Origin of the sequence: Ureibacillus suwonensis (genome assembly GCF_042655065.1) — a bacterium.
Lineage (GTDB): Bacteria > Bacillota > Bacilli > Bacillales_A > Planococcaceae > Ureibacillus > Ureibacillus suwonensis.
The window spans coordinates 1-25,965 of sequence record NZ_JBHSNQ010000009.1; the positions used below are offsets into that span (position 1 = coordinate 1).

General features: G+C 40.1%; 29 protein-coding genes, 1 pseudogene and 1 other annotated feature. Of the genes and pseudogenes, 23 read left to right on the top strand and 7 right to left on the bottom strand.

Features of this window, described 5'->3' with window-relative positions; genetic code table 11:
- Positions 1-127: 127 nt before the first annotated feature.
- The 10 genes and pseudogenes from ACFPOH_RS00250 to ACFPOH_RS00295 all read left to right on the top strand — a co-directional run.
- Positions 128-652 (top strand): annotated as a pseudogene (locus tag ACFPOH_RS00250) (patatin-like phospholipase family protein); the annotation flags it as partial.
- Between the two features lie 64 nt (positions 653-716).
- On the top strand, positions 717-1,136 hold the full coding sequence (locus tag ACFPOH_RS00255; protein WP_342469585.1) for a pyridoxamine 5'-phosphate oxidase family protein: 420 nt from the start codon (positions 717-719) through the stop codon (positions 1,134-1,136).
- 365 nt (positions 1,137-1,501) lie between these two features.
- Entirely contained in the window at positions 1,502-3,118 is a 1,617-nt protein-coding gene (locus ACFPOH_RS00260; RefSeq protein WP_390308545.1) for an EAL domain-containing protein, read from the top strand.
- Positions 3,119-3,285: 167 nt separating this feature from the next.
- Positions 3,286-5,487 (top strand): peptidoglycan D,D-transpeptidase FtsI family protein, encoded by a 2,202-nt coding sequence (locus ACFPOH_RS00265; protein WP_342469583.1) that lies wholly within the window; start codon positions 3,286-3,288, stop codon positions 5,485-5,487.
- 185 nt (positions 5,488-5,672) lie between these two features.
- Positions 5,673-6,638 carry a PstS family phosphate ABC transporter substrate-binding protein gene (locus tag ACFPOH_RS00270; protein ID WP_342581313.1) on the top strand — a complete coding sequence of 322 codons (966 nt, stop codon included), beginning with the start codon at positions 5,673-5,675 and terminating at the stop codon, positions 6,636-6,638.
- Between the two features lie 66 nt (positions 6,639-6,704).
- Positions 6,705-7,649 (top strand): phosphate ABC transporter permease subunit PstC, encoded by a 945-nt coding sequence (pstC, locus tag ACFPOH_RS00275; RefSeq protein ID WP_342469581.1) that lies wholly within the window; start codon positions 6,705-6,707, stop codon positions 7,647-7,649.
- Position 7,650: 1 nt separating this feature from the next.
- Complete coding sequence (gene pstA, locus ACFPOH_RS00280) at positions 7,651-8,532, top strand: phosphate ABC transporter permease PstA (protein ID WP_390308546.1); 882 nt, start codon at positions 7,651-7,653, stop codon at positions 8,530-8,532.
- Positions 8,533-8,597: 65 nt separating this feature from the next.
- On the top strand, positions 8,598-9,395 hold the full coding sequence (pstB, locus tag ACFPOH_RS00285) for a phosphate ABC transporter ATP-binding protein PstB (protein ID WP_342471308.1): 798 nt from the start codon (positions 8,598-8,600) through the stop codon (positions 9,393-9,395).
- Positions 9,396-9,513: 118 nt separating this feature from the next.
- Positions 9,514-9,726, top strand: a binding site (T-box leader).
- Between the two features lie 55 nt (positions 9,727-9,781).
- The gene (gene trpE / locus ACFPOH_RS00290; RefSeq protein ID WP_342581315.1) at positions 9,782-11,167 is read left to right on the top strand and encodes an anthranilate synthase component I; all 1,386 of its coding nucleotides are present in this window, start codon (positions 9,782-9,784) and stop codon (positions 11,165-11,167) included.
- The gene (locus tag ACFPOH_RS00295) at positions 11,164-11,733 is read left to right on the top strand and encodes an anthranilate synthase component II (RefSeq protein WP_342469578.1); all 570 of its coding nucleotides are present in this window, start codon (positions 11,164-11,166) and stop codon (positions 11,731-11,733) included. Before trpE ends, ACFPOH_RS00295 begins: the two co-directional genes overlap by 4 nt.
- A 42-nt stretch (positions 11,734-11,775) precedes the next feature.
- Here ACFPOH_RS00295 and ACFPOH_RS00300 read toward each other — a convergent pair whose 3' ends face one another.
- Complete coding sequence (locus tag ACFPOH_RS00300; RefSeq protein WP_390308547.1) at positions 11,776-12,246, bottom strand: glutathione peroxidase; 471 nt, start codon at positions 12,244-12,246, stop codon at positions 11,776-11,778.
- A gap of 15 nt (positions 12,247-12,261) precedes the next feature.
- Positions 12,262-13,458, bottom strand: a complete 1,197-nt coding sequence (locus ACFPOH_RS00305) for an MFS transporter (RefSeq protein ID WP_342469576.1) — start codon at positions 13,456-13,458, stop codon at positions 12,262-12,264.
- A 493-nt stretch (positions 13,459-13,951) separates the two neighbouring features.
- On the opposite strand from ACFPOH_RS00305, the gene ACFPOH_RS00310 reads away from it, so the two are divergent.
- On the top strand, positions 13,952-14,896 hold the full coding sequence (locus tag ACFPOH_RS00310; protein WP_342469575.1) for a LysR family transcriptional regulator: 945 nt from the start codon (positions 13,952-13,954) through the stop codon (positions 14,894-14,896).
- 4 nt (positions 14,897-14,900) lie between these two features.
- Here ACFPOH_RS00310 and ACFPOH_RS00315 read toward each other — a convergent pair whose 3' ends face one another.
- Both ACFPOH_RS00315 and ACFPOH_RS00320 read right to left on the bottom strand, forming a co-directional pair.
- On the bottom strand, positions 14,901-15,392 hold the full coding sequence (locus ACFPOH_RS00315; protein WP_342581318.1) for a hypothetical protein: 492 nt from the start codon (positions 15,390-15,392) through the stop codon (positions 14,901-14,903).
- Positions 15,389-15,781 (bottom strand): hypothetical protein, encoded by a 393-nt coding sequence (locus tag ACFPOH_RS00320; protein ID WP_342469573.1) that lies wholly within the window; start codon positions 15,779-15,781, stop codon positions 15,389-15,391. The genes ACFPOH_RS00315 and ACFPOH_RS00320 overlap by 4 nt, the downstream gene beginning before the upstream one ends.
- A 158-nt stretch (positions 15,782-15,939) precedes the next feature.
- Between ACFPOH_RS00320 and rpmG the strand changes: the two genes are divergently transcribed.
- From rpmG to ACFPOH_RS00340, 4 genes are all read left to right on the top strand, one after another.
- On the top strand, positions 15,940-16,089 hold the full coding sequence (gene rpmG, locus ACFPOH_RS00325) for a 50S ribosomal protein L33 (protein ID WP_208649926.1): 150 nt from the start codon (positions 15,940-15,942) through the stop codon (positions 16,087-16,089).
- Positions 16,090-16,151: 62 nt separating this feature from the next.
- Positions 16,152-16,748: a 5-formyltetrahydrofolate cyclo-ligase gene (locus tag ACFPOH_RS00330; protein WP_342469572.1), complete on the top strand. Its 597-nt coding sequence runs from the start codon at positions 16,152-16,154 to the stop codon at positions 16,746-16,748.
- Entirely contained in the window at positions 16,732-16,947 is a 216-nt protein-coding gene (locus ACFPOH_RS00335) for a YqgQ family protein (protein WP_342581319.1), read from the top strand. The genes ACFPOH_RS00330 and ACFPOH_RS00335 overlap by 17 nt, the downstream gene beginning before the upstream one ends.
- 329 nt (positions 16,948-17,276) lie before the next feature.
- On the top strand, positions 17,277-19,172 hold the full coding sequence (locus ACFPOH_RS00340; protein ID WP_390308548.1) for an LTA synthase family protein: 1,896 nt from the start codon (positions 17,277-17,279) through the stop codon (positions 19,170-19,172).
- A gap of 97 nt (positions 19,173-19,269) precedes the next feature.
- On the opposite strand, the gene ACFPOH_RS00345 is transcribed toward ACFPOH_RS00340, so the two are convergent.
- On the bottom strand, positions 19,270-19,446 hold the full coding sequence (locus tag ACFPOH_RS00345; protein WP_342581321.1) for a DUF2759 domain-containing protein: 177 nt from the start codon (positions 19,444-19,446) through the stop codon (positions 19,270-19,272).
- A 199-nt stretch (positions 19,447-19,645) separates the two neighbouring features.
- Between ACFPOH_RS00345 and ACFPOH_RS00350 the strand changes: the two genes are divergently transcribed.
- Complete coding sequence (locus ACFPOH_RS00350; RefSeq protein WP_390308549.1) at positions 19,646-20,290, top strand: MBL fold metallo-hydrolase; 645 nt, start codon at positions 19,646-19,648, stop codon at positions 20,288-20,290.
- Positions 20,291-20,345: 55 nt separating this feature from the next.
- Here ACFPOH_RS00350 and ACFPOH_RS00355 read toward each other — a convergent pair whose 3' ends face one another.
- Both ACFPOH_RS00355 and ACFPOH_RS00360 read right to left on the bottom strand, forming a co-directional pair.
- Positions 20,346-20,588: a DUF2626 family protein gene (locus tag ACFPOH_RS00355; protein ID WP_342469568.1), complete on the bottom strand. Its 243-nt coding sequence runs from the start codon at positions 20,586-20,588 to the stop codon at positions 20,346-20,348.
- A gap of 114 nt (positions 20,589-20,702) precedes the next feature.
- Complete coding sequence (locus ACFPOH_RS00360) at positions 20,703-21,404, bottom strand: helix-turn-helix transcriptional regulator (protein WP_342469567.1); 702 nt, start codon at positions 21,402-21,404, stop codon at positions 20,703-20,705.
- A 268-nt stretch (positions 21,405-21,672) separates the two neighbouring features.
- On the opposite strand from ACFPOH_RS00360, the gene comGA reads away from it, so the two are divergent.
- From comGA to ACFPOH_RS00395, 7 genes are all read left to right on the top strand, one after another.
- Positions 21,673-22,692, top strand: a complete 1,020-nt coding sequence (gene comGA / locus ACFPOH_RS00365; RefSeq protein ID WP_390308608.1) for a competence type IV pilus ATPase ComGA — start codon at positions 21,673-21,675, stop codon at positions 22,690-22,692.
- Positions 22,673-23,740, top strand: coding sequence for a competence type IV pilus assembly protein ComGB (comGB, locus tag ACFPOH_RS00370; protein WP_342469565.1), 1,068 nt, complete (start codon positions 22,673-22,675; stop codon positions 23,738-23,740). Before comGA ends, comGB begins: the two co-directional genes overlap by 20 nt.
- Positions 23,741-23,753: 13 nt before the next feature.
- A complete protein-coding gene (gene comGC, locus ACFPOH_RS00375; protein ID WP_342469564.1) occupies positions 23,754-24,059 on the top strand; it encodes a competence type IV pilus major pilin ComGC in 306 nt (101 codons plus the stop codon).
- Between the two features lie 15 nt (positions 24,060-24,074).
- Entirely contained in the window at positions 24,075-24,503 is a 429-nt protein-coding gene (comGD, locus tag ACFPOH_RS00380) for a competence type IV pilus minor pilin ComGD (RefSeq protein WP_342469563.1), read from the top strand.
- Positions 24,493-24,828 carry a hypothetical protein gene (locus tag ACFPOH_RS00385; protein WP_342469562.1) on the top strand — a complete coding sequence of 112 codons (336 nt, stop codon included), beginning with the start codon at positions 24,493-24,495 and terminating at the stop codon, positions 24,826-24,828. The genes comGD and ACFPOH_RS00385 overlap by 11 nt, the downstream gene beginning before the upstream one ends.
- Positions 24,777-25,226 carry a competence type IV pilus minor pilin ComGF gene (comGF, locus tag ACFPOH_RS00390; protein WP_342469561.1) on the top strand — a complete coding sequence of 150 codons (450 nt, stop codon included), beginning with the start codon at positions 24,777-24,779 and terminating at the stop codon, positions 25,224-25,226. Before ACFPOH_RS00385 ends, comGF begins: the two co-directional genes overlap by 52 nt.
- Positions 25,227-25,410: 184 nt before the next feature.
- Complete coding sequence (locus ACFPOH_RS00395; RefSeq protein ID WP_342581326.1) at positions 25,411-25,923, top strand: shikimate kinase; 513 nt, start codon at positions 25,411-25,413, stop codon at positions 25,921-25,923.
- Positions 25,924-25,965: the final 42 nt, after the last annotated feature.

The window sequence follows — 25,965 nt, forward strand, 5'->3', positions numbered from 1 at the left end:
AAATCTTACCCCTATTCAGGGAAGAACTTAATTACAGATTAAATGTAAGAAAAATAGCCTTGAAGCCAGTGGTGGTAAGGGTTTGGGGGAGTTGAGGGGGAGGGAAGAACTTAATAACAGAAACACAACGTTGAAAGTCGTTGCATCAGATTTAACAAATGGTCGGATGATTGTGCTTCCCGATGATCTGCATTTGTATGGAAAAGATTGGAGAGAATTTTCGGTCGCCAAGGCATTAAGAATGAGCTGCGGAATACCATTTTTCTTTGAACCTGTAAGATTAAACAATGGGAATGGGGATTCCGTTTTTGTCGACGGAGGCGTGTTAAGCAATTTCCCTTTGTGGATCTATGATAATGGGAAAAGGATCCGTCCTTTATTGGGGCTGAAGCTCAGCAGTCCAGCCGCGGAAATTCCTCCCCAAAAGATAAATAACGGATTGAATTTATTTGAGGCATTGTTTAAAGCCATGATGAACGCCCACGATAACCGCTACATTTCCAGAAGACACGAAAAGAACATCATATTCATTCCGGTGGAGCACGTCCATGCAACCCAATTCGACTTGGATGAAGAAGCGAAGGAACATTTGATCCAATTAGGCAGATCAAAAACGGAACAATTTTTAAAAAGTTGGCTGCCAGTTGTATGACATTCACATAAAACAATCATTTTTTGAAATACTAAAAAATAAAAAAACGGATGGAGTGGTTGTTATGCCAAAAACAGATCGAGAAATCGCAGAAAAAATATTGAATGATAATCTGGTGGGGACAATGGCGACCATCGAGGGAGATAAGCCCCATTCCCGGTATATGGCGTTTTATAATGATAATTTTACATTGTACACAGTTACCAAAAAAGACACGCATAAAGTGGAGGAACTTTCAAAAAATCCTTATACCCACATTTTAATCGGTTATGACGGCAAAGGATTTGGAGATTCCTACTTGGAAATTGAAGGCAGGGTGGAAGTGTCTTCCGATGAAGGAATGAAGGAGAAAGTTTGGAATAAAGTGTTAAGATTTTGGTTTGATGGACCGGATGATCCGAACATGGTGGTATTAAAAATCGTCCCTTCACAAATAAAAATAATGAATTCAAAAGGGAAAGACCCAAAAATTATTCAATTATAATTTTTTTGAATAATGTTATATATGAATCATGATTTAATAGCCATGGTATATCATGAAAACAAATTATCATCCAAATATGGATGGTAATTTATTTTTTCTAATTTTTAATAAGCGAAGGTTCACAAAAATGCCATTGATTTTCAATAAAAAATGAATTTTTTGGGAAAAATAATAAAAAAATTTTTTGTAGTTTTTTTATAAAATATTATCATCTAATCTGCTTTTGTAATTTATTTTTGTTATTTTTCAAAGTTTTGTTCCGCTTTTTCTTTTATTTGAAGAAAAATCACTTACTAAAAAGTAGCTTTTTTTTCATATTTTTCTATAATATATAGGTGGAGGTGTAATTGGAAGGGGGACATCGAGTGCTAGAAACGAAATTGGAAAAAGAGAATTTATTTTTTTGGCTTTGCAGAATCGGCGAACAGTTCCAAACGGCCTTCCTCGTTTTAGATACTGTTAATCATCGTATTTTATATGCCAATAACATATTTACGGAATTAACAGGATACATAACAGATGATGTGAAAAATCAAACCTTTGAATCTATTTTACAGTTTGGCTCCACGGATTGGAACAGTAAAAGGGAAGTGTTGTGCCGGAGGAAAGATGGAAGTGCTTTGTTGATTGATGTATTGCGTCAACCGTTTTTTGATGATGAAGGAAACCACATATTTGATGTAATGATCTTTCATGAAAAGAATCATAAGATTCCAAATCAACTGGAATACATAGATCCAATTTCCGGATTAACCGACTACGAATTTTTCTTAAATCAATTGCAGAAGAAAATCGGGAAGAATACAACGGGCTTTGTGTTGTTGATACAGCCGACAAATTACCTTCAAATCATCCATTTTTTAAAGAATGCCCAGCTCTCTTTATTGCAAAAGGAAATCGAAAAGAGGATACGCAGCGAATTATCCGATATCGAAATCATCATTTCCAAAACTTCCGAAGCATCTTTAATTGTTTTCGGAATTTGCCATGAGGATAAAATTGAGCATTATACAAAAAAATTGTCAGAAATAAAGAACCAATCATTTATTATTAATCAAATGGAGTTATTTATCTCTTTCAATATTGGCGTGGTCTCATTAAGTTATTTCACAGGGAATATCCATGAATTGGTGCATTTTGCGGATATTGCCTTGAATGTGGCCAAAAAATCCCCCGGCAATACCATTGTATCTTACAAAGAAGAGTTTGGAATCGAAATTGAAAAAACAATGGAACTTCAAAACGAGTTGATTCGGGCAATTCAAAATAGGGAAATCGCTGTGCATTTGCAGCCAAAAGTGAAAATTGGAACCGGTGAAGTGGAAGGCTTCGAAGCGCTTGCCAGATGGCATTCCAAACTGTTGGGGGTTGTTTCACCCACCGTATTTATTGAAGTGGCGGAATCTCTTGGGCAAATCAAAGAGCTCGATTCCCTTATCATTGAACAAGTTCTTCAATGGCTCAGAAAGAGAAAAGAGAGAAATCAGCGTTTATATCAAGTGGCGGTCAATATTTCACCTTCCCATTTTTACACACCGACATTTGTTGAAGATTTAATCGGGTTGACAAATCTATATGGTATTGACCCGAAATATTTGAAACTGGAAATTACAGAAAGCATTTGTTTGGTTGATATTGAACGGGCAAACTCGATATTGCAAAGTTTGCAGAAGTTTGGTTTTGAAAATTCTGTCGATGATTTCGGAGTCGGGTTTTCATCATTAAGCTATTTGATGAATCTTCCCATTTCCGAAATTAAAATTGCCCGGAACTTTGTGAATAAAGTGCATGATGATAAAGGAAGAATCATTGTCCAGTCAATCATCCAAATGGCAAAAAATATGGGGCTGCATACAGTAGCTGAAGGAATAGAAACAAGGGAACAACTCCAATTAATACATAAAATGGAATGTCCGACAGCCCAAGGTTTTTATTTCTATAAACCGATGCCAATTGAGAATGTGGATCAATTAATAAAATAAGCCAAAGGGTTTATGCGGAGAGGAGAAAAACTCCTCTCTTTTTGTTTGAAATGAAACCTTTAAAAAATAGGAACCGTCACAAATGCTGAAGGAATTTTCTTTTTAATCAAAAGGTAAAGTGCTATACTAAAGAGCATGGATGAGCTTCGTTGAAAAGGAGGGTGCCGATGCGGAAGCTGTTAAAGAAATCAAACAACAAAGGAGATTCTCGTACGAGCCTTTCATTTCGAATGAACGTTCTGTTTATTTCGATTTTTATTTTGTTCTCGATTTTAATATTGCGTTTAGGTTATTTGCAAATTGTTAAAGGGGAAGAATACGTTCTGGAAGTGCAAAGAACGGAGGAAGTATCGGTTAATACGAGTTCACCCCGTGGAAGAATTTACGATCGGTACGGAAGAATTCTGGTCGATAATGAGCCCCAAAATGCCATTACATATACAAAATTTCCAAACACCAAACAAGAAGAAATGATTGAAGTGGCTGAGAAATTGGCGAAGTTGATCGACCAACCGACCAATCGGGTAACCCTTCGCGACAAAAAAGATTTCTGGATTATGAAAAATAAAGAAAAAGCCTATAAGAAAGTATCCAAAGAGGAAGAAAAGAAAATAAGGGAAAAATTTGAGGACGATAAAGAAGCGCAAGCTGAAATAGATCAGCTGGTGAGAGACCGTATCACGGACGAAGAATTGGCGGAGCTTTCCGATTTTGATTTGGAAGTGTTGGCGATTTACCGTGAAATGTCTTCAGGATATAATTTATCGCCACAGATTATCAAAAGCGAAAATGTATCCGATGAAGAATTTGCCCGCGTTTCTGAACGGTTATTCGAATTGCCGGGAGTCAATACGACAACCGATTGGAAAAGGGTTAAATTGAGCTCGTTGGCGGTTTTGGGCAGAACAACAGTTCCAAGCAAAGGGATTCCGAAATCCCAATTATATCATTATTTGGCCCGTGATTATTCCCGTAATGACCGGGTAGGGGAAAGTTATTTTGAATCCCAATATGAAGAATTGCTGCAAGGCCGAAAATCTGTCGTGAAAAATATTACGAACAGAAAAGGCGAAGTGATTGATACGGTTACAACCTTCGATGGTGAACCAGGAAAGGATTTAGTCACAACCATCGATATTGAATTGCAGGCAGCAGCGGAAAAAATTGTGGAACAAAAATTGCTTGAAGCGAAATCGAAAGGCGGCTCTTCCCTTTTAGATCGCGCTTTCTATGTCATGATGAATCCGAAGACCGGTGAAATCCTTGCAATGGTCGGCAAAAAAATTGAGAAGGACCCTGATACAGGAAAAACATATGTAGCAGATTATTCCTACGGCACATTTACAACGGCTTATGAAGTGGGGTCGACTGTAAAAGCAGCCACTTTATTGATGGGGTATAAAGAAGGGGTCGTTAAACCGGGTACGAGATTAATCGACCAACCGATCAAACTTGCCGGAACAGATCCCAAAAGTTCCATCTTTAACAGATCGGGAAGTATTCCAATGAATGATTTGACAGCATTGGAACGTTCTTCAAACTCCTATATGTTCCAAGTTGCCATGAAAATCGGCGGACTTAATTACCGGTATAATATGTCGTTGAAATCATTAAGAGACGATACTTTGCAAAGAATGAGAAACGGCTATGCCGAATTTGGTCTTGGCGTTAGAACAGGAATCGATTTGCCAAATGAATTCGCAGGATTCCAAGGAGAGATGGATACGCCAGGTAAAATATTGGACTTGGCAATCGGACAGTTTGATACGTATACGCCTTTGCAATTGGCCCAATATATTTCAACGATTGCCAATGGCGGATATCGGGTACAGCCAAGACTATTGAAAGAAGTCCGGGAGCCATCTGAAGATGGAAAAACGTTGGGTCCCCTTGTTGAAGAAGTTCAACCGAAAATCTTGAACCGGATTTCAAATCCCGAAGATGAAGTCAATTATGTGAAACAAGGGCTACGCAGAGTATATGTCGGCAATCAAGGGACAGCCCGCACTGCATTTGCCAATGCTCCTTATACAGCAGCGGGGAAAACAGGTACAGCGGAGGTTGTTTACTATGGACCTTTGCGGGAAAAATGGAGAACTCGTACAATAACGTTGACCCATGTTGGCTTTGCGCCTTATGAAAATCCGGAAGTTGCTTATGCCGTAGTGATTCCATGGGTGACGACAGGCGATACTTATACATCCTACAATAACCAAATTGCCCGTGAAATATTGGATAAGTATTTCGAATTAAAATATAAATATGAAAGTAACAAAATCACTGATCAAACAGTCAACAAAGAAATATTACCTCCAACAACGGACGAAAAAATTGATGAAGATACAGAAGAAAAAGTTGTCAATGAATAATTGGCCGCAGCACGATTGCTGCGGTTTTTTTATTTGCCATGTTTCCCCGGATTCCTACCGCTTTATTCTTTTATTAAAGTTTCGAAATTTACAATTTCTTAACATTGGGTTTATATCCTTTCAATAAACGGACGATAAAGTGGGAAATGTAAGGAAAACTGGATGAAAGATGGGGGAGATCGAGGATGAAAAAATGGAAATACGTATCATTGACGGCCGTTTTAGGTTCGGCTCTATTATTGGGAGCTTGTGCAGGGACTTCCAATGAAGAAGCTGAAAACTCAGGCAATTCGGCACAACAAAAGGAAAACGGAGAAGGACAAATCACAGGTTCCGTGATGGGGGATGGATCATCGACAGTCGCCCCGATTACAGAAGCGCTGGTGGAAGAATATGCTGCTGTGCAACCGAATGTACAAGTCTCTGTCGGTGTATCAGGAACCGGCGGAGGTTTTGAAAAATTCATTGCCGGTGAAACGGATTTTTCGAACGCGTCACGGGATATTAAAGAGGAAGAAGCGGCGGCTTTGAAGGATGCGGGCATTGAATATACGAAATTTGAGATTGCTTATGACGGGATTACAGTTGTCGTGAATTCGGAGAACGACTGGGCCACTGATTTGACGATCGATCAATTGAAAAAAATTTGGATTGAAGACGGAACTAAGAAAAAGTGGTCAGATATCGATCCATCATGGCCGGATGAAGAAATCGTATACTATGCGCCGGGAACAGACTCAGGCACCTTTGACTACTTTGATGAAATCATTTTGGATGGAGAAGATTTGGTCCGCTCAGCACAATTATCGGAAGACGACAATGTGATTGTTCAAGGCGTTGTTTCTGATAAAAATGCGATTGGATTTTTTGGCTATGCTTACTACCTGGAAAATAAAGACAAACTAAAAGCCGTTAGTGTCAATGGTGTGGAACCAACCAACGAAACCATCGAAAATGGGGAATACATTCCGCTTTCGCGTTCATTATATGTTTTTGTCAATGATGGGAAAGTCAAAGAAAATAAAGCTTTCTTTGATTTTATGAAATTTTCATTGGAAAACGCGGGGGATATGGCAGAAGCGGTCGGTTATGTTCGATTGCCGGATGAGAAATACGAAGAAGGGCTAAAAAGGTTGGAAGAATTAAAATGATTCTTTGGAATGTTTCGGGTGGAAGGAATCCCGCACTTTTCCTGCGCAAACAAAAAGGGGGGATGAATGGTGCAAAGGTCAGGAAACGGACAATCAATCCAACAATTGATAGCGAAGAACCAAAAAAGAACGTTCAAAAACATCATTGAAAAAGGGATGCCTTTATTCTTTATCATGGCGGCACTCATTTCAGTGATCACCACATTGGGAATTGTATTCACATTGATCTTTGAAACGATAGAATTTTTCAAAAGGGTTTCCATCGTTGAGTATTTATCCGGTACGGAATGGTACCCATTTTCCGGAAGCAACCCAACTTTCGGTGTTTTGCCGCTCGTTTTGGGAACGTTAAAAGTCACTATCATCGCAATTGCTGTGGCAGTCCCCCTTGGATTGGCGGTCGCCATTTATTTAACTGAATATGCGACGGACCGGACCCGTCGGATCATAAAACCGATTTTGGAAGTGCTGGCAGGGGTTCCAACCATCGTCTATGGTTTCTTTGCATTAACCTTTGTCACGCCGGTATTGCAGACCATCATTCCGTCGTTGAAGTTATTCAATGCGCTCAGTCCGGGGATTGTGGTGGGGATTATGATATTGCCGAGCATCATTTCTTTGTCAGAAGATGCCATGAGTTCCGTGCCCAATGGCATTCGGGAAGGAGCACTTGCACTTGGGGCGACAAAGCTCGAAGTCTCATTAAAAGTCGTCCTGCCTGCAGCGTTATCCGGTATTATGGCATCCATCGTATTGGGAATATCCAGGGCAATCGGCGAAACCATGATTGTCTCCCTTGCAGGGGGTGCTACACCGACTTTCGATTTTAACATCACCGGTTCCATCCAGACCATGACGGCCTATATCGTGCAAGTTTCTTCAGGGGATGCCGGTTTTGGAACAACGATCTATTATTCGATGTATGCGGTTGGATTTACCTTATTTATTTTCACATTAATGATGAATCTGGTCGCCCACTATATTTCGAAACGCTTCAGGGAGGAATATTGACATGGTGAAATATACCGATGAGACAATCGTAATGAAGCGTATACAAACCCGTTTGAAATGGAATAAAGTTTGGAAAAGGATTTTTTTCCTTGCGACGATGTTTGCCTTATTCATCCTTGTCGTATTAGTAGGAAGAATAGTTTTCCAAGGAATCGGATACTTCGATTGGGATTTCTTTAATCAGTATGCTTCCCGTTTCCCTGAAAAAGCGGGAGTAAAAGCTGCCTTCATCGGTTCGATCTTGTTGATGCTCGTTGTGGCTCCAACTTCCATTATTCTCGGAGTGGCTACAGCAATTTATCTGGAAGAATATGCGAAGAAAAATAAATTAAATGATTTGATTCGTACCAATATTTCCAACTTGGCTGGTGTACCTTCCATTGTTTTCGGTTTATTGGGTTTAACGATTTTTGTACGGATGTTCGGTTTAGGAAAAAGTGTCCTGGCAGCAGGATTAACGATGAGTTTATTGATTCTGCCCATCATTATCGTTGCTGCACAGGAAGCGATCCGGGCCGTTCCGAATGAGCAGCGGGAAGCTTCTTATGCGATGGGGGCGACGAAATGGCAGACCATCAGCCGTGTGGTGCTGCCGGCTGCCATCCCCGGAATTCTGACGGGAAGCATTTTGGCGTTATCCCGTGCTATCGGGGAAACAGCTCCATTGGTCGTCATTGGAATCCCGGTAATTGTACATTTCTTGCCAGACAGCTTATTGAGTGAATTTACCGCTTTGCCGTTGCAAATTTACGATTGGGCAAAGCGCCCCCAAGAAGAGTTTCAGCATGTGGCCGCCGCAGGAATCATCGTTTTGATGATGGTCCTCATCTTGATGAATTCAATTGCGGTGTATATCCGAAATAAATTCCAAAAACGATATTGAGGATGTGGGAAAATATGGTGCAAACGGTAATCAAAATGGAAAAGAAGACTGGCGGTATCGGAATAATGGAGAATCCGGGTGAGCGTCAAAATTTACATTCCATCGAGCGGATTTCGGTATTCCGTACGAACCATTTTAATCTATGGTACGGCAAACATCATGCGTTAAAAGAAATCAATTTGGCCATCAATGAAAATGAAGTGACGGCCATCATCGGTCCGTCCGGCTGCGGGAAATCCACCTTTATTAAATCATTGAACCGCATGGTGGAGCTTGTTCCGGCAGTGAAAACGGGTGGTGAAATATTTTATCGGGGGCGCAATATTTTTGATGAAGGGTTTGAAGTGGAAGAACTGCGCACAAAAGTCGGGATGGTCTTTCAAAAGCCAAATCCTTTCCCGAAATCCATTTACGATAACATTGCATACGGTCCAAGAATCCATGGAATAAAAAACAAAAAAATACTGGATGAGATTGTGGAAAAGTCGTTGCGCAAAGCAGCGATTTGGGAGGAAGTAAAAGATCGGCTTCACCACAACGCTTATGGATTATCCGGTGGGCAGCAGCAGCGTCTATGTATTGCGAGATGCCTGGCGATCGAACCGGATGTGATTTTGATGGATGAGCCGACATCTGCTCTCGACCCGATTTCCACATTAAAAATCGAGCAACTGATACTGGAATTAAAGAAGAATTATTCCATCATCATTGTGACCCATAATATGCAACAAGCGGCCCGCATTTCCGACAAAACCGCCTTTTTCTTAAATGGGGAAGTGGTGGAATATGGCCGTACGGAACAAATATTTTCAACACCAAAAGACCAGCGTACGCAAGATTATATCTCCGGCCGTTTCGGTTAAAGGTGAATCGGCCTTTGAATCACTGAAGTTATGTGCAAATAATATAGTGAACGATAATTTTTCAAAAGAGTTTTATTGAATAATCAAAAAATTTATAATAAAATATTTTCAACATAATAGAGAAGCAATGATGAAAAAGAGTAGTATTACGGATTTGCTAAAAGAGAGCTAGCGGTTGGTGCGAGCTAGCGCAAGCCGTAATACGAATGGGTTTTCTAGCTCCAGTGCTGAACCTTCAGTAGGTGCTGGCGTGTCGTTGGCGTTACCAACATGAGTGGACATAAGGTCTCTTATGTCAATAAAGGTGGTACCACGGCTTCCCGTCCTTTAACGTCGGGAAGCCTTTATTATTTTAAGTATAGATGAGTCGAGAGGAGAAAGTTGAGATGACAGTGGAGACAGTCAATTATGTAATGAAAACTTTGCAAGGGGATATGGTTACCCCAATTTCTGCTTTTCTCAGCATAAAGGGCAGAAATAAAGTGTTGTTTGAATCAGCCGCCAAACATGAAGAAAGCGGAAGATATTCCTTTATCGCCTTTGATCCGATTGCGGAACTGATCGGTGATAACCAACATTATTTGTTTAAGAAAAATGGGGAGGAAGAGAAGGTGGAAGGCACCGTCTTCCAAAAATTAAGAGAATTACTCCCGGTTTCAAAGGAACCATTTCCTTTTTCCTTTTTTGGCGGCGCAATCGGATACATTAGTTACGACACGGCTTTTTATAATGAAAAGATCGGTGATGTATTGCCGGATGAACTAAATATGCCGGATGTGCATCTGCTCTTCTATGATCGTTTTATTGTGATCGATCATTTACTGCAAAAAGTCGCTATCGTGGCCATTGATCTTTTTTCTGAAGGCAAAACGGAAGAAGAGTTGAATGGATACATCAGCGACATTGAAGAACAGCTGAAAAATGGTCCTAGTTTGATGGATGTTGAAAAATGCGAAATTCAGTTTCAGCCATCCATCGATAAAGAGACCTTCGTAAAAATGGTGAATCAGGCCAAAAAATATATTGAACGGGGCGATATTTTCCAAGTTGTACCATCCCAACGGTTTACGTCCAATTTTGAGGGAAATCCATTTTCTCTATATCGCCGTTTGCGCACTTCCAATCCTTCGCCTTATATGTATTATTTGGAATTTGATGACTATACGATTCTTGGAACTTCTCCTGAAAGCTTAGTGAAAATTACGGATGGCATCATCAAAACCAATCCAATCGCTGGAACGAAACCTCGAGGAAAAACGAAGGAAGAAGATGAAAGACTTGAACAAATCCTGTTGAACGATGAAAAAGAATTGGCAGAACACCGGATGCTTGTGGATTTAGGAAGAAACGATCTCGGCCGTGTATCCAAAATAGGCACTGTGCAAGTTTCGAAATATATGAAAATTGAACGGTATAAGTATGTGATGCATATCGTTTCAGAAGTGATTGGCGAATTAAGGGATGATGTTCATGTGGTGGATGTGGTGACGAGCTGTTTGCCTGCAGGAACGGTTTCCGGCGCCCCAAAAATCCGGGCCATGCAAATCATCAATGAGCTGGAGCAACAGAAACGGGGGATTTATGCAGGAGCGATTGGATATATTTCCATAAACGGCAATCTGGACTTGGCCATTGCCATCCGCACGATGATTGTGAAAGACGGCAAAGCCTACGTTCAAGCTGGAGCAGGCATTGTGTATGATTCCATTCCTGAGTCTGAATATGAGGAAACGATCAATAAAATGAAGGCGTTGTTGGAGGTAGAGCGATGATTTTATTAATCGATCATTATGATTCATTCACATACAACTTATATCAGCAAATTGCCGCTTTGGGAAAAGCGGTCAAAGTCGTCCGCTATGATGACATCACCATTGAGGAAATCCGTTCTTTACATCCTGAAGCGATTGTATTATCACCGGGCCCGGGAAATCCGGATGAGATTCCCCAAAGCGTGCAGCTTGTGAAAGAACTTTACAAGGATATTCCGATGATTGGCGTATGTTTGGGCCACCAAATCATCGGGGCCGCATTTGGCGGGGAAATTGTGCAGGCCAATCGGATCATGCATGGAAAAACTTCCTTATTAAATTATGAACGTAAAGGTTTGTTCAAAGAGTTTGATAACGAGGTGGAAGTGATGCGTTATCATTCATTGGTGATTGAACCATCGTCATTGAGTGAAGAGTTTGAGGTTGTTGCCACATCAAAAGACGACGGGGAAATCATGGCCATCCAACATAAACAGTATCCGGTTTACGGGGTGCAATTCCATCCCGAGTCGATAGGGACACCTGAGGGAACAAAATTGATGGAAGCTTTCTTGGCGGGTGTATGATATGAAAAAAGGGGACGCATTCAGATGGCGTCCCTTTCTTATTTATAAATATTTTTCAATTTCCTTTTCGAACTTGGAAGGTTTATCGATCGGCGCAAATCGGGCAACAACGTTTCCGTTCCGATCCACCAAAAATTTTGTAAAATTCCATTTCACTTTGGAACCTAAAACCCCTTTGCTTTGGCTTGTCAAAAATTGAAACAGTGGGTGGGCATTTTCCCCATTGACCTTAACGATTTCATGGATGGGGAAAGTGACACCGTAATTCAGGCGGCAAGCCTCCTCCGCATCTTTTGCCGATGATAGTTCCTGCTTGAATTGATTGGAAGGAAAACCTAAAACGACAAATCCCCGGTCCTTATATTTTTGATAAAGTTTTTCCAACTCTTCAAATTGAGGAGTAAAGCCGCAATGGGTTGCTGTGTTGACGATTAACATGACCTGCCCTTTGTAACGACTTAAAGGATACGTTTCTCCTCCTGCTGTTGTCACTTCAATATCGTAAATTTCCATAAGCTGCCCCCGCTTTCACTGTTCATTGTTGGATCTGCGACTTGTTAAGTTAAGTATAACAGCTAGCAGCAGAGAAAGGGTGATAAACGCACTGATAAATGCGATGACGCCATTCCATCCGAATAACGACCAGAAAACGCCCCCGGTTGTACCGCCCACGCTTGAACCGAAATAATAGGCGAACAAGTAAAGGGAGGAGGCTTGGGCTTTATTTTTCTTCGCCCGATGGCTGACCCAGGAACTGGCTATGGAATGGGAACCGAAAAAGCCGAATGTAAAAACAATGAGTCCCAAAATTTTTATGAGTAATGGAACCGGTAATGTTAATAGGGCACCTGACAGCATGATGAGGATGCCGGCAAAAAGCACTTTTCCGCGGCCGAATTGATCGGATAAACTGCCAAACCAGGCGGAGCTGAAGGTGCCCACCAAATAGACGATAAAAATCCAGCCGACGATGGTTGTGCTCAAATTGTACGGTTCGCCTAACAGTTTATAACTGATATAGTTGTATAATGTGACGAAACCGCCCATCAAGGTGAAGGCGATGCCAAAAAGGCAAAGCAGGCCCGGATCTTTTAAATGAGTGAATAATGATTTCGTTAAAGATTTCAATTGCAACGGTTTGGGTTCAAAATGCCTTGATGCCGGCAATGCCCATACGAAATAGATGCTGACCAATAAACTTAAAATGCCCAAAGAAAGCATGCCAATTTTCCAAGAAAACAAATCGGTCACCGTTCCCATAATGATCCGTCCACTCAGGCCGCCTACGGAATTTCCGCTGATATATAGCCCCATGGCAACACCGAGACTGGAAGGATCCATTTCCTCCCCCAAATAGGCCATGGCGATGGCAGGAATCCCTGCAAACACAATGCCTTGAATGATCCTTAATAATAGTAGGATTTCAAAGGAAGGGGAGAAAGCAAGCGCGATTGTAAGCAGTGATGCCGCAAAGATGGAAAAGGTCATCAGCCGTTTGCGCCCCCAGGCTTCCGATAAGGAACCAAAAAAGATCAGGCTGATGGACAGGGCAACAGTGGCAGTGGATAAGGAAAGGCTCGCCACAGCCGGTGAAACATGAAATTCCTCGGAAAATTGAGGAAAGACGGGTTGGGTAATATAAAGGTTGGCAAAAATGATAAATCCAGCCGCAAATAATGCCAGATTCGCCAATCGAAACTCCCGGGTTCCTTTTTGAATATACATGGTTCTTCGCCTCTTTAAATTTTGACATTTATTTGAACAAACGTTTTTATGTTCATTATAAAGGGGATTTCCTCAAATCGTAATTTTATAGTTTTTATCTTTTTTATAACTTTTGGTTATAAGAAAGTTTGGATGAATTTCAAGGTACCGTGAAAGGGATGATCCATTCTTTCGTGAATGATTAAAAAGCTAGCGTTTCATTCCTCATAGGAAAGCAAAAAAAGGTAGGGACTATGAAAAGGATGGAAAATCCTAAGCGCCGGATTTTGGAAAAAGCATAACGGACTTAGAGATGAATCCTTAAAAAGATTGCAGAGGAAGGGTTTTGATGAATTGGGAGATAACGAGTCACTGCAGAATGGGAAAATGATTTGACTTTGGTTGATTTATTTTTGGCGCTTTGATTCATTTTTATATTGTTGAGGAATGCACAGCGTCCACGATTTTTCGTGGGCGCTTTTTTCATTTTCATGCTATATTTTTACTAGGAAGTATGAAAAAAAGTTATAAGGGGATTGGAGCATTGGATATTCATTCACTCATTTATTTTCAAACCGTGGCAAAGTACGAAAATATGTCCCGGGCAGCTGAAATATTGCATGTCAGCCAGCCCGCTTTAAGCAAATCGATTTCCATGTTGGAAGAATATTTAGGGGTGGAATTATTCGACCGAAATGGGCGTTCCATTAAATTAAACCGTTACGGGAAGTTTTTCCTTGAACGGACCAACATTATTTTAAAAGAAATCGAGCGGGCGAAGGAAGACTTGGCGAATCTTGTTTCACCGAATTATGGAGAGGTCTCTTTAGGCTTTATGCATACATTGGGGCTAGAAGTGATCCCTTCTTTGATGACAAAAGCGAAGAAGCAATTCCCTCATATGCGTTTTCAGTTGACCCAAAGCAATTCGAGCGCCATCATGAAAAGATTGGAGATGGGGGAGCTGGATCTTTGTCTGGTTTCTTCTCTGGAAACGAGCAAAGACGTTCATTGGGAAAAATTATGGGAGGAAGAGTTGTATCTGATTGTGCCCAAACAGCATCCCCTAAAATCGCGAAAAAAGGTGAAAATTGCCGAATTTGCTGAAGAGCCGTTCATTTCCATCAAAAAAGGGAATTCATTGCGCAAATATGTGGATGAAGTGTTTCGGAGAGAAGGGTTTCAATTGAATGTGGCCTTCGAAGGGGAGGAAGTGCACACCATCGCCGGATTGGTTGAAAGCGGTTTGGGGGTTTCTTTGATTCCGCTGATCAAAGGGCTTGACCAATATGATGTACATATTATCAAAGTGGATGCAAAAGATTGCAAAAGGGAAATCGGCCTAAGTTATTTGAATAATCGGTATATGAGCGGAGCGGTCATCCAGTTTGCGGAATTCATCCGTGATTTTTTCAAAAATAAACCCCAAACAGATTCAACTTCATCTGTTCAGGGTTAATGCGTCATGAATCCGATTTTCGGGTGATCAAATTCGCGATTTCTTCAATGGACATGGACGAATTCACTTGATATTGCCCGATCTGAATGGAACGGGCGTATTCCGGCTGGGCCAAAAACAGTTCCATCTCAACGGCATTTTTGATAATGCCCATATCCTTCAATTTTTTTGCGATTTCATATGGTGTTTGTCCGGCATATATGTATAAAGTCCCCTCTTTTACATCTTTCTGTTCATTTTCAGGTGCACTTTCTTGCGAAGGGGTTTGATCCTTACCGCCTGATTCGTTTGTTTCATTGGAAGAGGTTTGCTTTTCATATTGTTTCAGTTGCTGTTTCGCTTCTTTTAATTGCGACTCCAGCTGGGCGATTTTTTCCTCATATTGTTCCATTTCGCCTGATGTGGATTCGGCCGGGTGCAAACGGTCCATTCCGGTATAAAGGATGCCGATCAAAATGCAAGCAATGCCGAACCCGCGCAAAGTCGACCGTTTCATGATTGACCTCCAGATTTAAGAATGTGAAGTACTTGTTCTTTCGATAATGTGGACAATTTGCATATTTCCTCAATTGGGTAACCTTGCTTATTCAGCTCGATCACCTGTTGCACCAGAATTTGATTAATCGGTTTATTCGACGTTTGCTTTTGTATATTTTGCTGTTGCGCCGGTACAGGTTTTTTTGCCGGCTTCACTTGGAATGAAGGTTCAAGCAGCAGTTCTTCTTCAACCGCCTTTAATCTTCTTTTGATTCCATTCATTTCTTGATAAAATTGAATCGACAATTCTTCGACATCCCGTTCTAATTTTTTGGATGTATCTTTTAGGAAAAAGGATGCAATAATAGAAATAATACCAATGATGATCAGTATTGTTGACAGTTCCACAGTCGTTCCTCCGAACTAATCCGTTTTTCAATTATTTTAACATAAGGCTGTTAATTAATAAATGATGCTAGATTTTTTTTCAATTTATGATATAATGACTTAGTCGTATAAATCATTGCATATATTACAATTCATGATATAGAGTGGGAGGGTTAATCATGCGTGTAAATATTACTTTAGCTTGCACAGAATGCGGAGAACGTAATTATATTACAACAAAAAATAAACGCAACAATCCAGAACGTCTTGAACTTAAAAAATATTGCTCTCGCGAGAAGAAAGTCACTCTTCACCGTGAAACGAAGTAATTTTTTTGCCAAAACCATTTACGGTTTTGGCTTTTTATGTATACGAAAAGGATTGATGATGTTTGAACAAAAAAGAATGGCGAAAAACGATAAAATCGGCTTTGAGCGAATTGTCCAATGAAACTTATCATAAATATTCATCGATGATTAAAGAACGATTGATGAACGAACCCTTCCTCAAGCAATGCGGAACGGTTGCGATTACGATTTCAAAGCCGCCTGAAGTCGAAACCCGCAAGATTATTGAAGAATTATGGCGTTTGGAAAAGCGGGTGGCTGTACCGAAATGCAATCCGGAAAGCCGCACGATGGATTTTTATGAAATTACAAGTTTCAGCCAACTGGAAACGGTTTATATGGATTTGGAGGAGCCGATCCCTTCCCAGACGGTTTACGTCTCTCCCGAAGAAATCGATTTGATGATTGTTCCGGGAATCGTATTCGATGCAAAAGGGTATCGAATCGGATATGGAGGGGGTTATTATGACCGCTATTTGCCAAAATGTAGCGGGCGTTTTATCTCACTGGCCTTTCATTTGCAGATTGTTGACGAATTGCCAAAGGAATCACATGATATACCGGTCGATATAATCATTACTGAAAAATCGGTTATAAATTGCGAACACAATCGGAGGGAGCAAAATGAAGACAATCCTTGATATTCGGAATTTGTTGAGACAATATGGATCGTTCATTTATACAGGGGATCGTATTGGCGACCTGATGATGATGGAAGATGAGATTCGTGAGTTATATAAGTCGCAAATTTTGGATGTAAAGGAATACCAATCCGCCTTATTGATCATCCGAAATGAAATTAAATTGGAAGAAGAGAGAAAAATGAACGTGAAATATTAAGAATTGCTAAAAATAGAAGAAAATCATGATTGACTATTATGGTTAAAAGACTTAGACTTGTTAAGTCGTTCTTCCAATGTGGCAGTGGAAAATCCACTGTGTTTTCTTTTTGGGAACCTTTTTGTAAAAAATACGTAAATATTTATGGATAAAAGCGGAAGGAAGGTAATATATAATTTTCATAACACATATTCTTTAATTTTAGGTATTGCTTTTCATTGATTAATAGTAAAAAAAGGATTAAGATATTATTTGTTTAAATTGGAATATATGAAGATTATGTAAATTTTGTTCTGGGGTTCTTTAAACCATCAAAAGGGGGATATAACATGAAGTCATGGAAATGGCCGAAACATTCAATTTTAATCATTGCCATTTTAGCGACTTGGATTAAAACTGCAATCGTTTATCGAACCAGCTTTGAATTTGATTTGGAAAATGGAATGCAAAAATTCATTTTATTTATAAATCCACTCAGCTTTTTATTATTTGCTTACGGATTATCTTTATTTTTCAAAACGGAAAAAGCCCGGAATCGATGGATTATCGGCACAAGCATCCTGTTAAGCATTGTGTTATTCGGAAACGTTGCCTTTTATCGATTCTTCAACGATTTCATCACGTTGCCGGTGCTATTCCAAACAAGCAACTTTGGGGAATTGGGAACATCCGTTGCTGAAATCCTTAACTTGAAGGATTTGTTATATTTCATCGACGTATTTATTATCCTGATTGCCGTGAAATATATACCGAAACTCGGAAGTTCTTATAGTGTGCGTAAAAATGTCCGTCGAGCTTATTTCGTTTTGGCTTTGGCAGTGCTGTTTTTAAATTTGGGACTTGCCGAAACAGAGCGTCCGCAACTATTGACTCGAAGCTTCGACCGTGAATTGCTTGTGAAAAACATCGGAACTTATAATTACCATTTGTATGATATTTATATTCAATCCAAATCTTCCGCTCAACGCGCTCTTGCCGATGGAAGCGAATTGGTGGAAGTGGACAACTATGTTCAAGCCAACCAGGCTGCTGTGAACGAAGATATGTTTGGCAAATACAAAGGTCGAAATTTGATTGTGATCCAGCTTGAATCATTGCAAAACTTTGTGTTGCAAAATGACATGAATGGTTATGAAGTGACACCGTTCTTGAATTCTTTGATTCACGATAAAGATACGTATTATTTCAGCAATTTCTATCATCAAACAGGGCTGGGAAAAACGAGTGATGCCGAGTTCATTTTGGAAAACTCATTGTTCGGGTTGGACCGCGGTGCCGTATTCTTTACACACAGCGGAAACACATTCAACTCCATGTCTGAAAAACTCGGGAAAAATGGTTATTACACTAGCGTCATGCACGCCAACAACAAATCCTTCTGGAACCGTGACATGATGTACCAATCATTGAAAATGCAAAAATTCTATGATATTACTTACTATGATGTCAACGATGAAAACTCAGTGAACTGGGGATTAAAAGATATTCCGTTCTTTGAACAATCTGTGGAATTATTGGCTGAACAACCACAGCCATTCTATACACGGATGATTACTTTAACAAACCACTTCCCATTCACTTTGGATGAAGAAGATAAAATGATTCCTGAATACAATTCAAATTCAGGTACATTGAACCGTTATTTCCAAACAGTTCGTTACATGGATGAAGCATTGAAATCTTTCTTTGAAGAATTGAAAGAAAAAGGTCTGTACGACAATTCCATCATTGTCATGTATGGCGACCACTATGGTATTTCAGAAAACCATAATAAAGCGATGGCCATGTATTTGGGCAAAGATGAAATTACGCCATATGATACGGCTTTATTGCAATCTGTTCCGTTGTTTATCCATATTCCTGGATCAGGGGATGGAAAAGTCATCGATAAAGTCGGAGGCCAAATGGACTTAAGACCAACCATTTTACACTTGTTGGGCATCGATACTTCAAACGACATGCAATTGGGCGCCGATTTGTTCTCTGACGAACATGAAGACTTTGTCATCTTCCGTGACGGCCGATTTGTAACAGATAAATACGTATATGCGGATGAAACATGTTTCGATCGTGCAACAGGGGAAGAAACGGATATTCAAGGTTGTAAGCCATATATTGAGCGGGCACAGAAAGAACTTGAGTATTCTGACAAGATTATCAATGGCGACTTGTTAAGATTCTATGATGAAGAAACAGGAAATTTATTATCAGATGCTGTGAAATAATAAAAAGGGATAGCTTGGTACATTCCAGGTTATCCCTTTTTTATTTTGGCCAAATAAAAAACGAGATACTTTATGTACCTCGTTTTTTATACTTTCATTATATTGCTGGTGGATAGCCTTGGTGAACGATAGTCATGATTACAAACCAACCAAAAACTATACCAGAAGCAAGTCCAAAAATGATAGCGAGTACATTTTTCGCTTTGATTGCGCGGAATGCAGCAACTAATGAAAGAATTGCAATTAAACCAAATAAAACCATTAATAAGTTCATTAAAATATTACACTCCTTTCGACATCCACAGAGTATGTCGGTAAAAGAATATTCCTACTCTATTTTATAGCAACGGTCATAAAATGTCGAGGTTAAAAAGTGACGTTTATTTGAACAACATAAATTATTTCATCAATGGAATTCAAATGGTTTCGGAATGTTCATTTTTTCCAAACCATTGTATAATACGCTAGAGGTGATGAAATTGTTGGATGTGAAAATATTGACTGTCGGACCTGTGCAGGCGAATTGCTACATCGTGAGCAATGAAGCGAAAGATTGCATCATTTTTGATCCCGGTGAAGAGGGGGATAGAATCATTTCGGCCATACAAGCCCAACAGTTGCGACCAAAGGCGGTCTTTTTGACTCACGCCCATTTTGACCATATTGGCGCTGTGGATGAAGTAAGGGAAGCTTTCAATATCCCTGTATACATCCATAAAGAAGAAGAGGATTGGTTGATGGATCCAAATAAAAACGGGTCCGGAAAATATGCGGCATTGCCAACCTATCGTTTGCAACCGGCTGATGTAATCATCGACAAAGAACAATCGTTTGAAGTGGCCGGCATGAGGTTTTCAGCCGTATTTACCCCTGGCCATTCACCAGGAAGCATTTCCTATATTTTTAAGGAAGATGGATTTGCCATTGTGGGCGACACACTGTTTCAAGGAAGCATCGGCCGGACGGATCTCCTCGGCGGTTCCATGGAAGTGTTGCTTTCATCCATTCATGAGAAATTGCTTGTGCTGCCTGATGACTTTATTATTTATCCAGGCCATGGCCCTTATACAACACCTGCCCATGAGATGGATTCAAATCCGTTTCTGCATGGATTTTAATTTGGGCAAAATAAAAAAGCATCGGATATCTCCGATGCTTTTTTGCTGTCCATTATTAATGTCCCGCACCAGGTACGTGTATAAATGTCGTGTAATAAGTGAAACCAGCAAAGAATATTGTCAAATATGCTCCGAAAATGTACATGTACATGCGTTCTGAAAGGTTTAAGAAGCCTAATAATAAGAATAATACCGAATTACCAACAAATAATAGCGAAACCTCGACCATATCGCCAAGGTAGAACATTACGGCGAAAATACCTGTCCAGAATGCTAAAACTTTATACATATTAGCCATGTCGATTCCCTCCTTTTTGTAGCGACACAATATTTCAATGTTTATTATAAATGATAATTGACAATATTGTAAACTGAATACTTCAATAGATTTGTGACAATCAAGTGTAAAATTTTACAACGCTATATTTGGCACATTGATTTCATACTTGCAAAACTCGCAATCATGAATCATGCTTTCAAATTGAACAAAACTGTTTTCTTCAAATAACGCATCGATTTGCCCTTTAATATAGGATTTATGAAGATCGCATATAATATCGCTATGTTCTGTGAGCTGGCTTCTGAAAGGGCAATTGTAGATTGTCAAAATGACTTTTTTTCCTTTTTCAGTATCCACGATTTTCGGAATGTACCCGACAAGTAAAGCCGCTTCGGACAACATTTCCACTCTGTCTTCAAAATTGATTGGCGAATTCATTTTTACAAGACGGGACCGCATTTCGCTGTATCCATCTTCATAACTGATTTTCTTCGCTTTTTCCAACCCTTCTTGGCCAAATTCATAAACAAGTTCAATCGCCCATTTGATCAAATGTTTGTCTTCCCGTTTTGGAAAACTCAAGTCGACTCCTTGTTCAGACACTTTGTAAATACGGCCGGGTCTTCCGCCTTTCCCTGATTTTAGAAAATCAGCGGTGATCAGGTTGATTTCCGCGAGTTTTGTTAAATGCAATCTTGCCACGTTCGGGTGGATGTTGAATTTATCTGCAATATCTTGAACGGTAAAAGATCTTTTTTGTTGCAACATGTATTCATATATTTGGAAACGAGTTTCATCTGCCAAAGTACTCGCAATTTTTAATGGATGCAACATTCTGTTATCCCACCTTTAGTAATATTATGCTACTACAATTGTATCTTTATTTTTAATGAAATGATAGTGAAAATGCATGTCCAATGAGGAAGAGTAGGAAAATATTCAAAATTTGTAATAAAATTTGTCAAAAACTTTTCGAAAACAAAGATTTCAGCAGGAAATTGGTCTGAAATAAAAATTTTCTGAAAAAGACTTTTCGGAATGGAGTCTTCATTTTATACTATATTAAAAACAGCGGTCACAATTTAGGTGCGGGAAGCAGGTGATCTGTTTGGATGTAGAGTCTGTCGTTGAGACAAAATCCAACCAGCTTTTGTTGAAGGCTTTGCATTTTGGAGCCAGCGACATTTATATTGAACCGGCTCCAAACCAATACATCATTCATTTTCGGAAATATGGAAAGCTGTTCCCTGCAGGCCATTACCCCATCCATTTAGGTGAACGAATCATCTCCTATTTCAAATTCAAATCTTCTTTGGATATCAGTGAAAAAAGAAAACCCCAAAGCGGGTCCTTTGAAGAATCGTTGAGTGACCATTTGTATGCCTTTCGGGTATCCACATTGCCTTCCGTTTATAAAAGAGAAAGCCTCGTGATTCGATTATTTCTTCAAAATGCCTCATATCCCATTTCTTCTTTATGTTATTTTCGCCATTCAGCAGAAAACTTATTACGATTGGTTTCAAATCATCAAGGGCTGATTTTGTTTTGCGGGGCGACCGGAACCGGCAAAACGACCACTCTGTATTCTTTGGCCAAATATTGCAGCGAAACATTGGGCAGGCATGTGATTTCGCTGGAAGATCCGGTGGAAAACAGCCAGTCCCATATGCTTCAAATTCAGGTGAATGAACGGGCGGGAATTACCTATGCCAGCGGATTGAAAGCGATTCTGCGGCATTCCCCCGATGTGATCCTGATAGGTGAAATCAGGGATGAAGAGACCGCTCAAATTGCCGTCCGCGCCTCATTGTCGGGTCATTTGGTGTTGTCCACCATCCATGCAAAAGATACGGTGAATTGCATCTACCGGCTACGGGATTTGAATGTTTCTTTGGAAGAAATTCGGCAAGCCGTGATAGCGATTATTGCGCAATGTTTAATACCAACTCAAGATAGCGATGGCCGAAAAGCCATATATGAAATTTTGGCCGGTGATTTTTTAAATGAAGCGATTAAAGCCGCCATGGAGGGAAAGGAGTACCGATTGCCTGTTGAACAAACGCTGGAGTATCAAATTACGTGGATTGATTCAGGAGAACACCATGCTACATCAAATAGGTAAAAGTGTCGATTTCCCTTTTTTCAAAAACAGGAAGGACAAAGTGCGCAACGTTCCATCCCTTTTAAAACGGATTGGGACATTAATGAAAGAAGGGTACACCTTTTCGGATGCTTTGTTCATGCTGCTTCCGTATCACGTGGATGATCCGGAAAAATGGAATGGCATGATGCAGCAACAATTCAACAGTGGTTCACGGGTTTCGGATATATTGAAATATTTTCCCATCCCCAAACATTTTCTGCTATTAACAAATATTGCGGAAGAGAAAGGGGAGTTGGCGGAATCGTTGCACCACATCAGCGGACAAATGGAATTTCAGCGGGAGATGGCAAGAAAAGTGGCCAAGCTGTTGGCATATCCGGTTTTTTTGATAACGATATTGGCAATCGTTTTTGTTATATTTCGGAACTATTTTTTGCCGAATATGCAACAAATTGCAACGTCCACCAATTCAGCGGGGATTGCCAGCTTAAAATTGGCCATGGTATTGCTTCATTTTCCGGATTTTCTGATTGCGGCCACAGTTGTCGGCGTGGTGTCAACAATTGGCATGATTCACTATATACGTAAACGTGATATTGCAGAGCAGTTGAACATGCTGCTTAAAATCCCTGTTGTCAATTATGTTTATAAATTGCATTTGACAAGACAATTTTCCCATTTGCTTGGAAGTTTATTGTTATCCGGTATTTCTCTTCAACATGCATTGTCGATCCTGGAAGAACAAGAAATGAGCCGGCATGTGTCTTATGTCGCCGCATTATTGAAACATAGGGTTATTTTCGGCGATTCATTGGGGGAAGCGGTGAAAATCCTCGGATTGTTTACACCCAAGTTTGATGAATTTATAAAGCATGGTGAAAGAAGCGGCCACCTGGGACGTGAAATGCTCATTTTCAGCGAATTGCTTGATGGGAAAATCCAATCGATGCTCAAAACTTGCATGGCAACCATTCAGCCGCTTTTCTTCATACTGATCGCCCTTTGCATTGTTGCGGCTTATATCAGCATGCTGCTTCCGGTATACGACCTGGTGGAAATCATGTGAAAGGGGTGCTGGAATGAAAAATCAGAAAGGTTTCACATTGATCGAGATGCTGATCGTGCTGTTTATCATTTCCATCCTGATTTTGATCACTGTTCCAAACATCATGAAACACATGAATACGATTGATGACAAAGGTTGCAAGGCGTACGTGCAGATGGTGCAGGGCCAGGTGGAATCTTACCGAATGGAACACAAAACCATTCCCACATTGGACGATTTGGTAGAAAAAGAATATTTGAAAGAAGGGATGGAGAAATGTCCAAATGGAATGGATATTGAAATTCAATCGGACGGAACGGTTAATGTGGCCAAAAATTGACGGGGAAGAATGGGAATGAAAGATGAGAAAGGCTTTACTTTGCTGGAAATGCTGTTAGTGTTGATGATTGTGTCATTGATTGGCATGATCGGTGTGACAATCCCGGTCAAAATGACGGAAAAAATGATTGTGGAACAGTTCTTCCACCAATTGAAACTGGACATCCAAATGGCTCAAATGTGGGCGCTCGAAAATGAGAAGGGCTGTTATGTTTCTTTTTCATCCTCGAACAGTTACCGGATATATCATCAAATGAATGACGTCCTCATCGAGAGAAAAATTCCGGATATGATTTCGATTAATGATTTCAGCAATTTGTCCACTCTATCCATCAATACAAGGGGCGGGGTAAAAAACTTCGGGACGATCACTTTTCAGACCCCGTACGGAGAAAAAAGCATCATCATCAACATCGATAAAGGAAGAATCCGTTATGTGGAATGAAAAAGGGGCCTCCCTGATTGAATCGCTGTTTGTCATCAGCATCCTCTTTGTTTTGATGGGTTTTCTTCCTTTTGTATATCAGCTCCAACATTCCCTTTACAATAAGACCCTGGAATTGCACGCTTCCGAAGTGGCTTATGAGGGAGTGCGTATTGCAAAGACAACCGGGATTAGTGAAGGGACAAAATGGATTGATCATGTGGAATTTCGTTGGACTTTCCAAAAAGATACGATTTGTGTTCATTTCACCAATCTGGATAAGGAACGATTGAAATGCATCGATGCCAATGGAGAGTACGAAACAATAGAAACGGCTTTACACTGATTGAGGCGCTTTTTCATCTGCTGACTTTCACCCTGCTCGCCCAGCTCATATTGGCCATATATTTATTGATACAACAATGGAACGATACCTTTCTTGCGGACGAACAGATAAAATGGGAAATTTTTATACAGGATTTTCAACAATATTTGATTGATATCGAGGATGTTTATTGGATGGCAAATTCTTTATACATAGTCGAATCACCATCGAAAACCCTCAAAATTAACAAGATTTCAGATGTCATCCGGCTGCAAGTAAACGGGCAGGGATATGTGCCGTTGCTCATTGGAATTCAAAATGCCGAGTTTGTCATCTCGGACAACCTGTTGACAGTGAAAGTCAGGTTTTTGAATGGAATAGAGAAGGAGAGAACGTTATTTGTCCAATATAAAAAATGAAAAAGGAGTTATGTATCCCATCGCCATCCTGCTGCTATTTTTTGTAATGTCTTTTGTAATGTTTTACAGCACATCCTATTTAACGCAATTTTCAATCATTAATTCATTGGAAAACGTCAATGTTCGTGCTACGATTAACTTATTGAATCGATAACTGGGAGTTTTGTGTAGAAAGGTGTCAAAAATGAGAAAAATATATTTGGTAGGATTCATGGGATGCGGAAAGAGTGCAATTGGACGCCAATTAAGCTATGTATTGCGGATGCCCTTTTATGATATGGATAAAGAGATTGTAAGGCAACAGGGGATGCCGATTCCTGAAATTTTTGAAAAATACGGAGAGGAGCATTTTCGGAATCTCGAAACGGAATTTTTGAGAAATTTCCGGGATGAAGCTTGTATTATTGCCACTGGCGGCGGGGTTGCGATGAGACCGGAAAACCGGGAAATCATGAGAAGGACAGGCCTCGTTTTCTTTCTGGATGCTCCTTTTGAAGATATTTACAACCGGATCAAAAATGATAAAAATCGCCCGATCGCCCAACGTTCGACAAAAAAAGAGCTGGAACGACTATTTTATTACAGAAGAAAATTTTATAAAAGAGCAGCCCATATCCGCGTCTTTACGCATAATCGAACAATCCGTCAAGTGGTAAATTACATGGCATTCCAAGTGAACCGTTTGAAAGGCGAATGAACATAAATTATATTTGAAAAATGTTCGCTTTTTATACAGGAT

Excerpts from the sequence above, each read along its gene's own strand:
- ACFPOH_RS00255 (WP_342469585.1), top strand. The coding sequence starts at position 717 with ATGCCAAAAACAGATCGAGAAATCGCAGAAAAAATATTGAATGATAAT.
- ACFPOH_RS00265 (WP_342469583.1), top strand. The coding sequence starts at position 3,286 with ATGCGGAAGCTGTTAAAGAAATCAAACAACAAAGGAGATTCTCGTACG.
- ACFPOH_RS00270 (WP_342581313.1), top strand. The coding sequence starts at position 5,673 with ATGAAAAAATGGAAATACGTATCATTGACGGCCGTTTTAGGTTCGGCT.
- pstC (WP_342469581.1), top strand. The coding sequence starts at position 6,705 with ATGGTGCAAAGGTCAGGAAACGGACAATCAATCCAACAATTGATAGCG.
- pstA (WP_390308546.1), top strand. The coding sequence starts at position 7,651 with ATGGTGAAATATACCGATGAGACAATCGTAATGAAGCGTATACAAACC.
- pstB (WP_342471308.1), top strand. The coding sequence starts at position 8,598 with ATGGAGAATCCGGGTGAGCGTCAAAATTTACATTCCATCGAGCGGATT.
- trpE (WP_342581315.1), top strand. The coding sequence starts at position 9,782 with ATGACAGTGGAGACAGTCAATTATGTAATGAAAACTTTGCAAGGGGAT.
- ACFPOH_RS00295 (WP_342469578.1), top strand. The coding sequence starts at position 11,164 with ATGATTTTATTAATCGATCATTATGATTCATTCACATACAACTTATAT.
- ACFPOH_RS00300 (WP_390308547.1), bottom strand. The coding sequence starts at position 12,246 with ATGGAAATTTACGATATTGAAGTGACAACAGCAGGAGGAGAAACGTAT.
- ACFPOH_RS00305 (WP_342469576.1), bottom strand. The coding sequence starts at position 13,458 with ATGTATATTCAAAAAGGAACCCGGGAGTTTCGATTGGCGAATCTGGCA.
- ACFPOH_RS00310 (WP_342469575.1), top strand. The coding sequence starts at position 13,952 with ATGAAAAAAAGTTATAAGGGGATTGGAGCATTGGATATTCATTCACTC.
- ACFPOH_RS00315 (WP_342581318.1), bottom strand. The coding sequence starts at position 15,392 with ATGAAACGGTCGACTTTGCGCGGGTTCGGCATTGCTTGCATTTTGATC.
- rpmG (WP_208649926.1), top strand. The coding sequence starts at position 15,940 with ATGCGTGTAAATATTACTTTAGCTTGCACAGAATGCGGAGAACGTAAT.
- ACFPOH_RS00335 (WP_342581319.1), top strand. The coding sequence starts at position 16,732 with ATGAAGACAATCCTTGATATTCGGAATTTGTTGAGACAATATGGATCG.
- ACFPOH_RS00340 (WP_390308548.1), top strand. The coding sequence starts at position 17,277 with ATGAAGTCATGGAAATGGCCGAAACATTCAATTTTAATCATTGCCATT.
- ACFPOH_RS00345 (WP_342581321.1), bottom strand. The coding sequence starts at position 19,446 with ATGAACTTATTAATGGTTTTATTTGGTTTAATTGCAATTCTTTCATTA.
- ACFPOH_RS00350 (WP_390308549.1), top strand. The coding sequence starts at position 19,646 with ATGAAATTGTTGGATGTGAAAATATTGACTGTCGGACCTGTGCAGGCG.
- ACFPOH_RS00355 (WP_342469568.1), bottom strand. The coding sequence starts at position 20,588 with ATGGCTAATATGTATAAAGTTTTAGCATTCTGGACAGGTATTTTCGCC.
- ACFPOH_RS00360 (WP_342469567.1), bottom strand. The coding sequence starts at position 21,404 with ATGTTGCATCCATTAAAAATTGCGAGTACTTTGGCAGATGAAACTCGT.
- comGB (WP_342469565.1), top strand. The coding sequence starts at position 22,673 with ATGCTACATCAAATAGGTAAAAGTGTCGATTTCCCTTTTTTCAAAAAC.
- comGC (WP_342469564.1), top strand. The coding sequence starts at position 23,754 with ATGAAAAATCAGAAAGGTTTCACATTGATCGAGATGCTGATCGTGCTG.
- comGD (WP_342469563.1), top strand. The coding sequence starts at position 24,075 with ATGAAAGATGAGAAAGGCTTTACTTTGCTGGAAATGCTGTTAGTGTTG.
- ACFPOH_RS00385 (WP_342469562.1), top strand. The coding sequence starts at position 24,493 with ATGTGGAATGAAAAAGGGGCCTCCCTGATTGAATCGCTGTTTGTCATC.
- comGF (WP_342469561.1), top strand. The coding sequence starts at position 24,777 with ATGCATCGATGCCAATGGAGAGTACGAAACAATAGAAACGGCTTTACA.
- ACFPOH_RS00395 (WP_342581326.1), top strand. The coding sequence starts at position 25,411 with ATGAGAAAAATATATTTGGTAGGATTCATGGGATGCGGAAAGAGTGCA.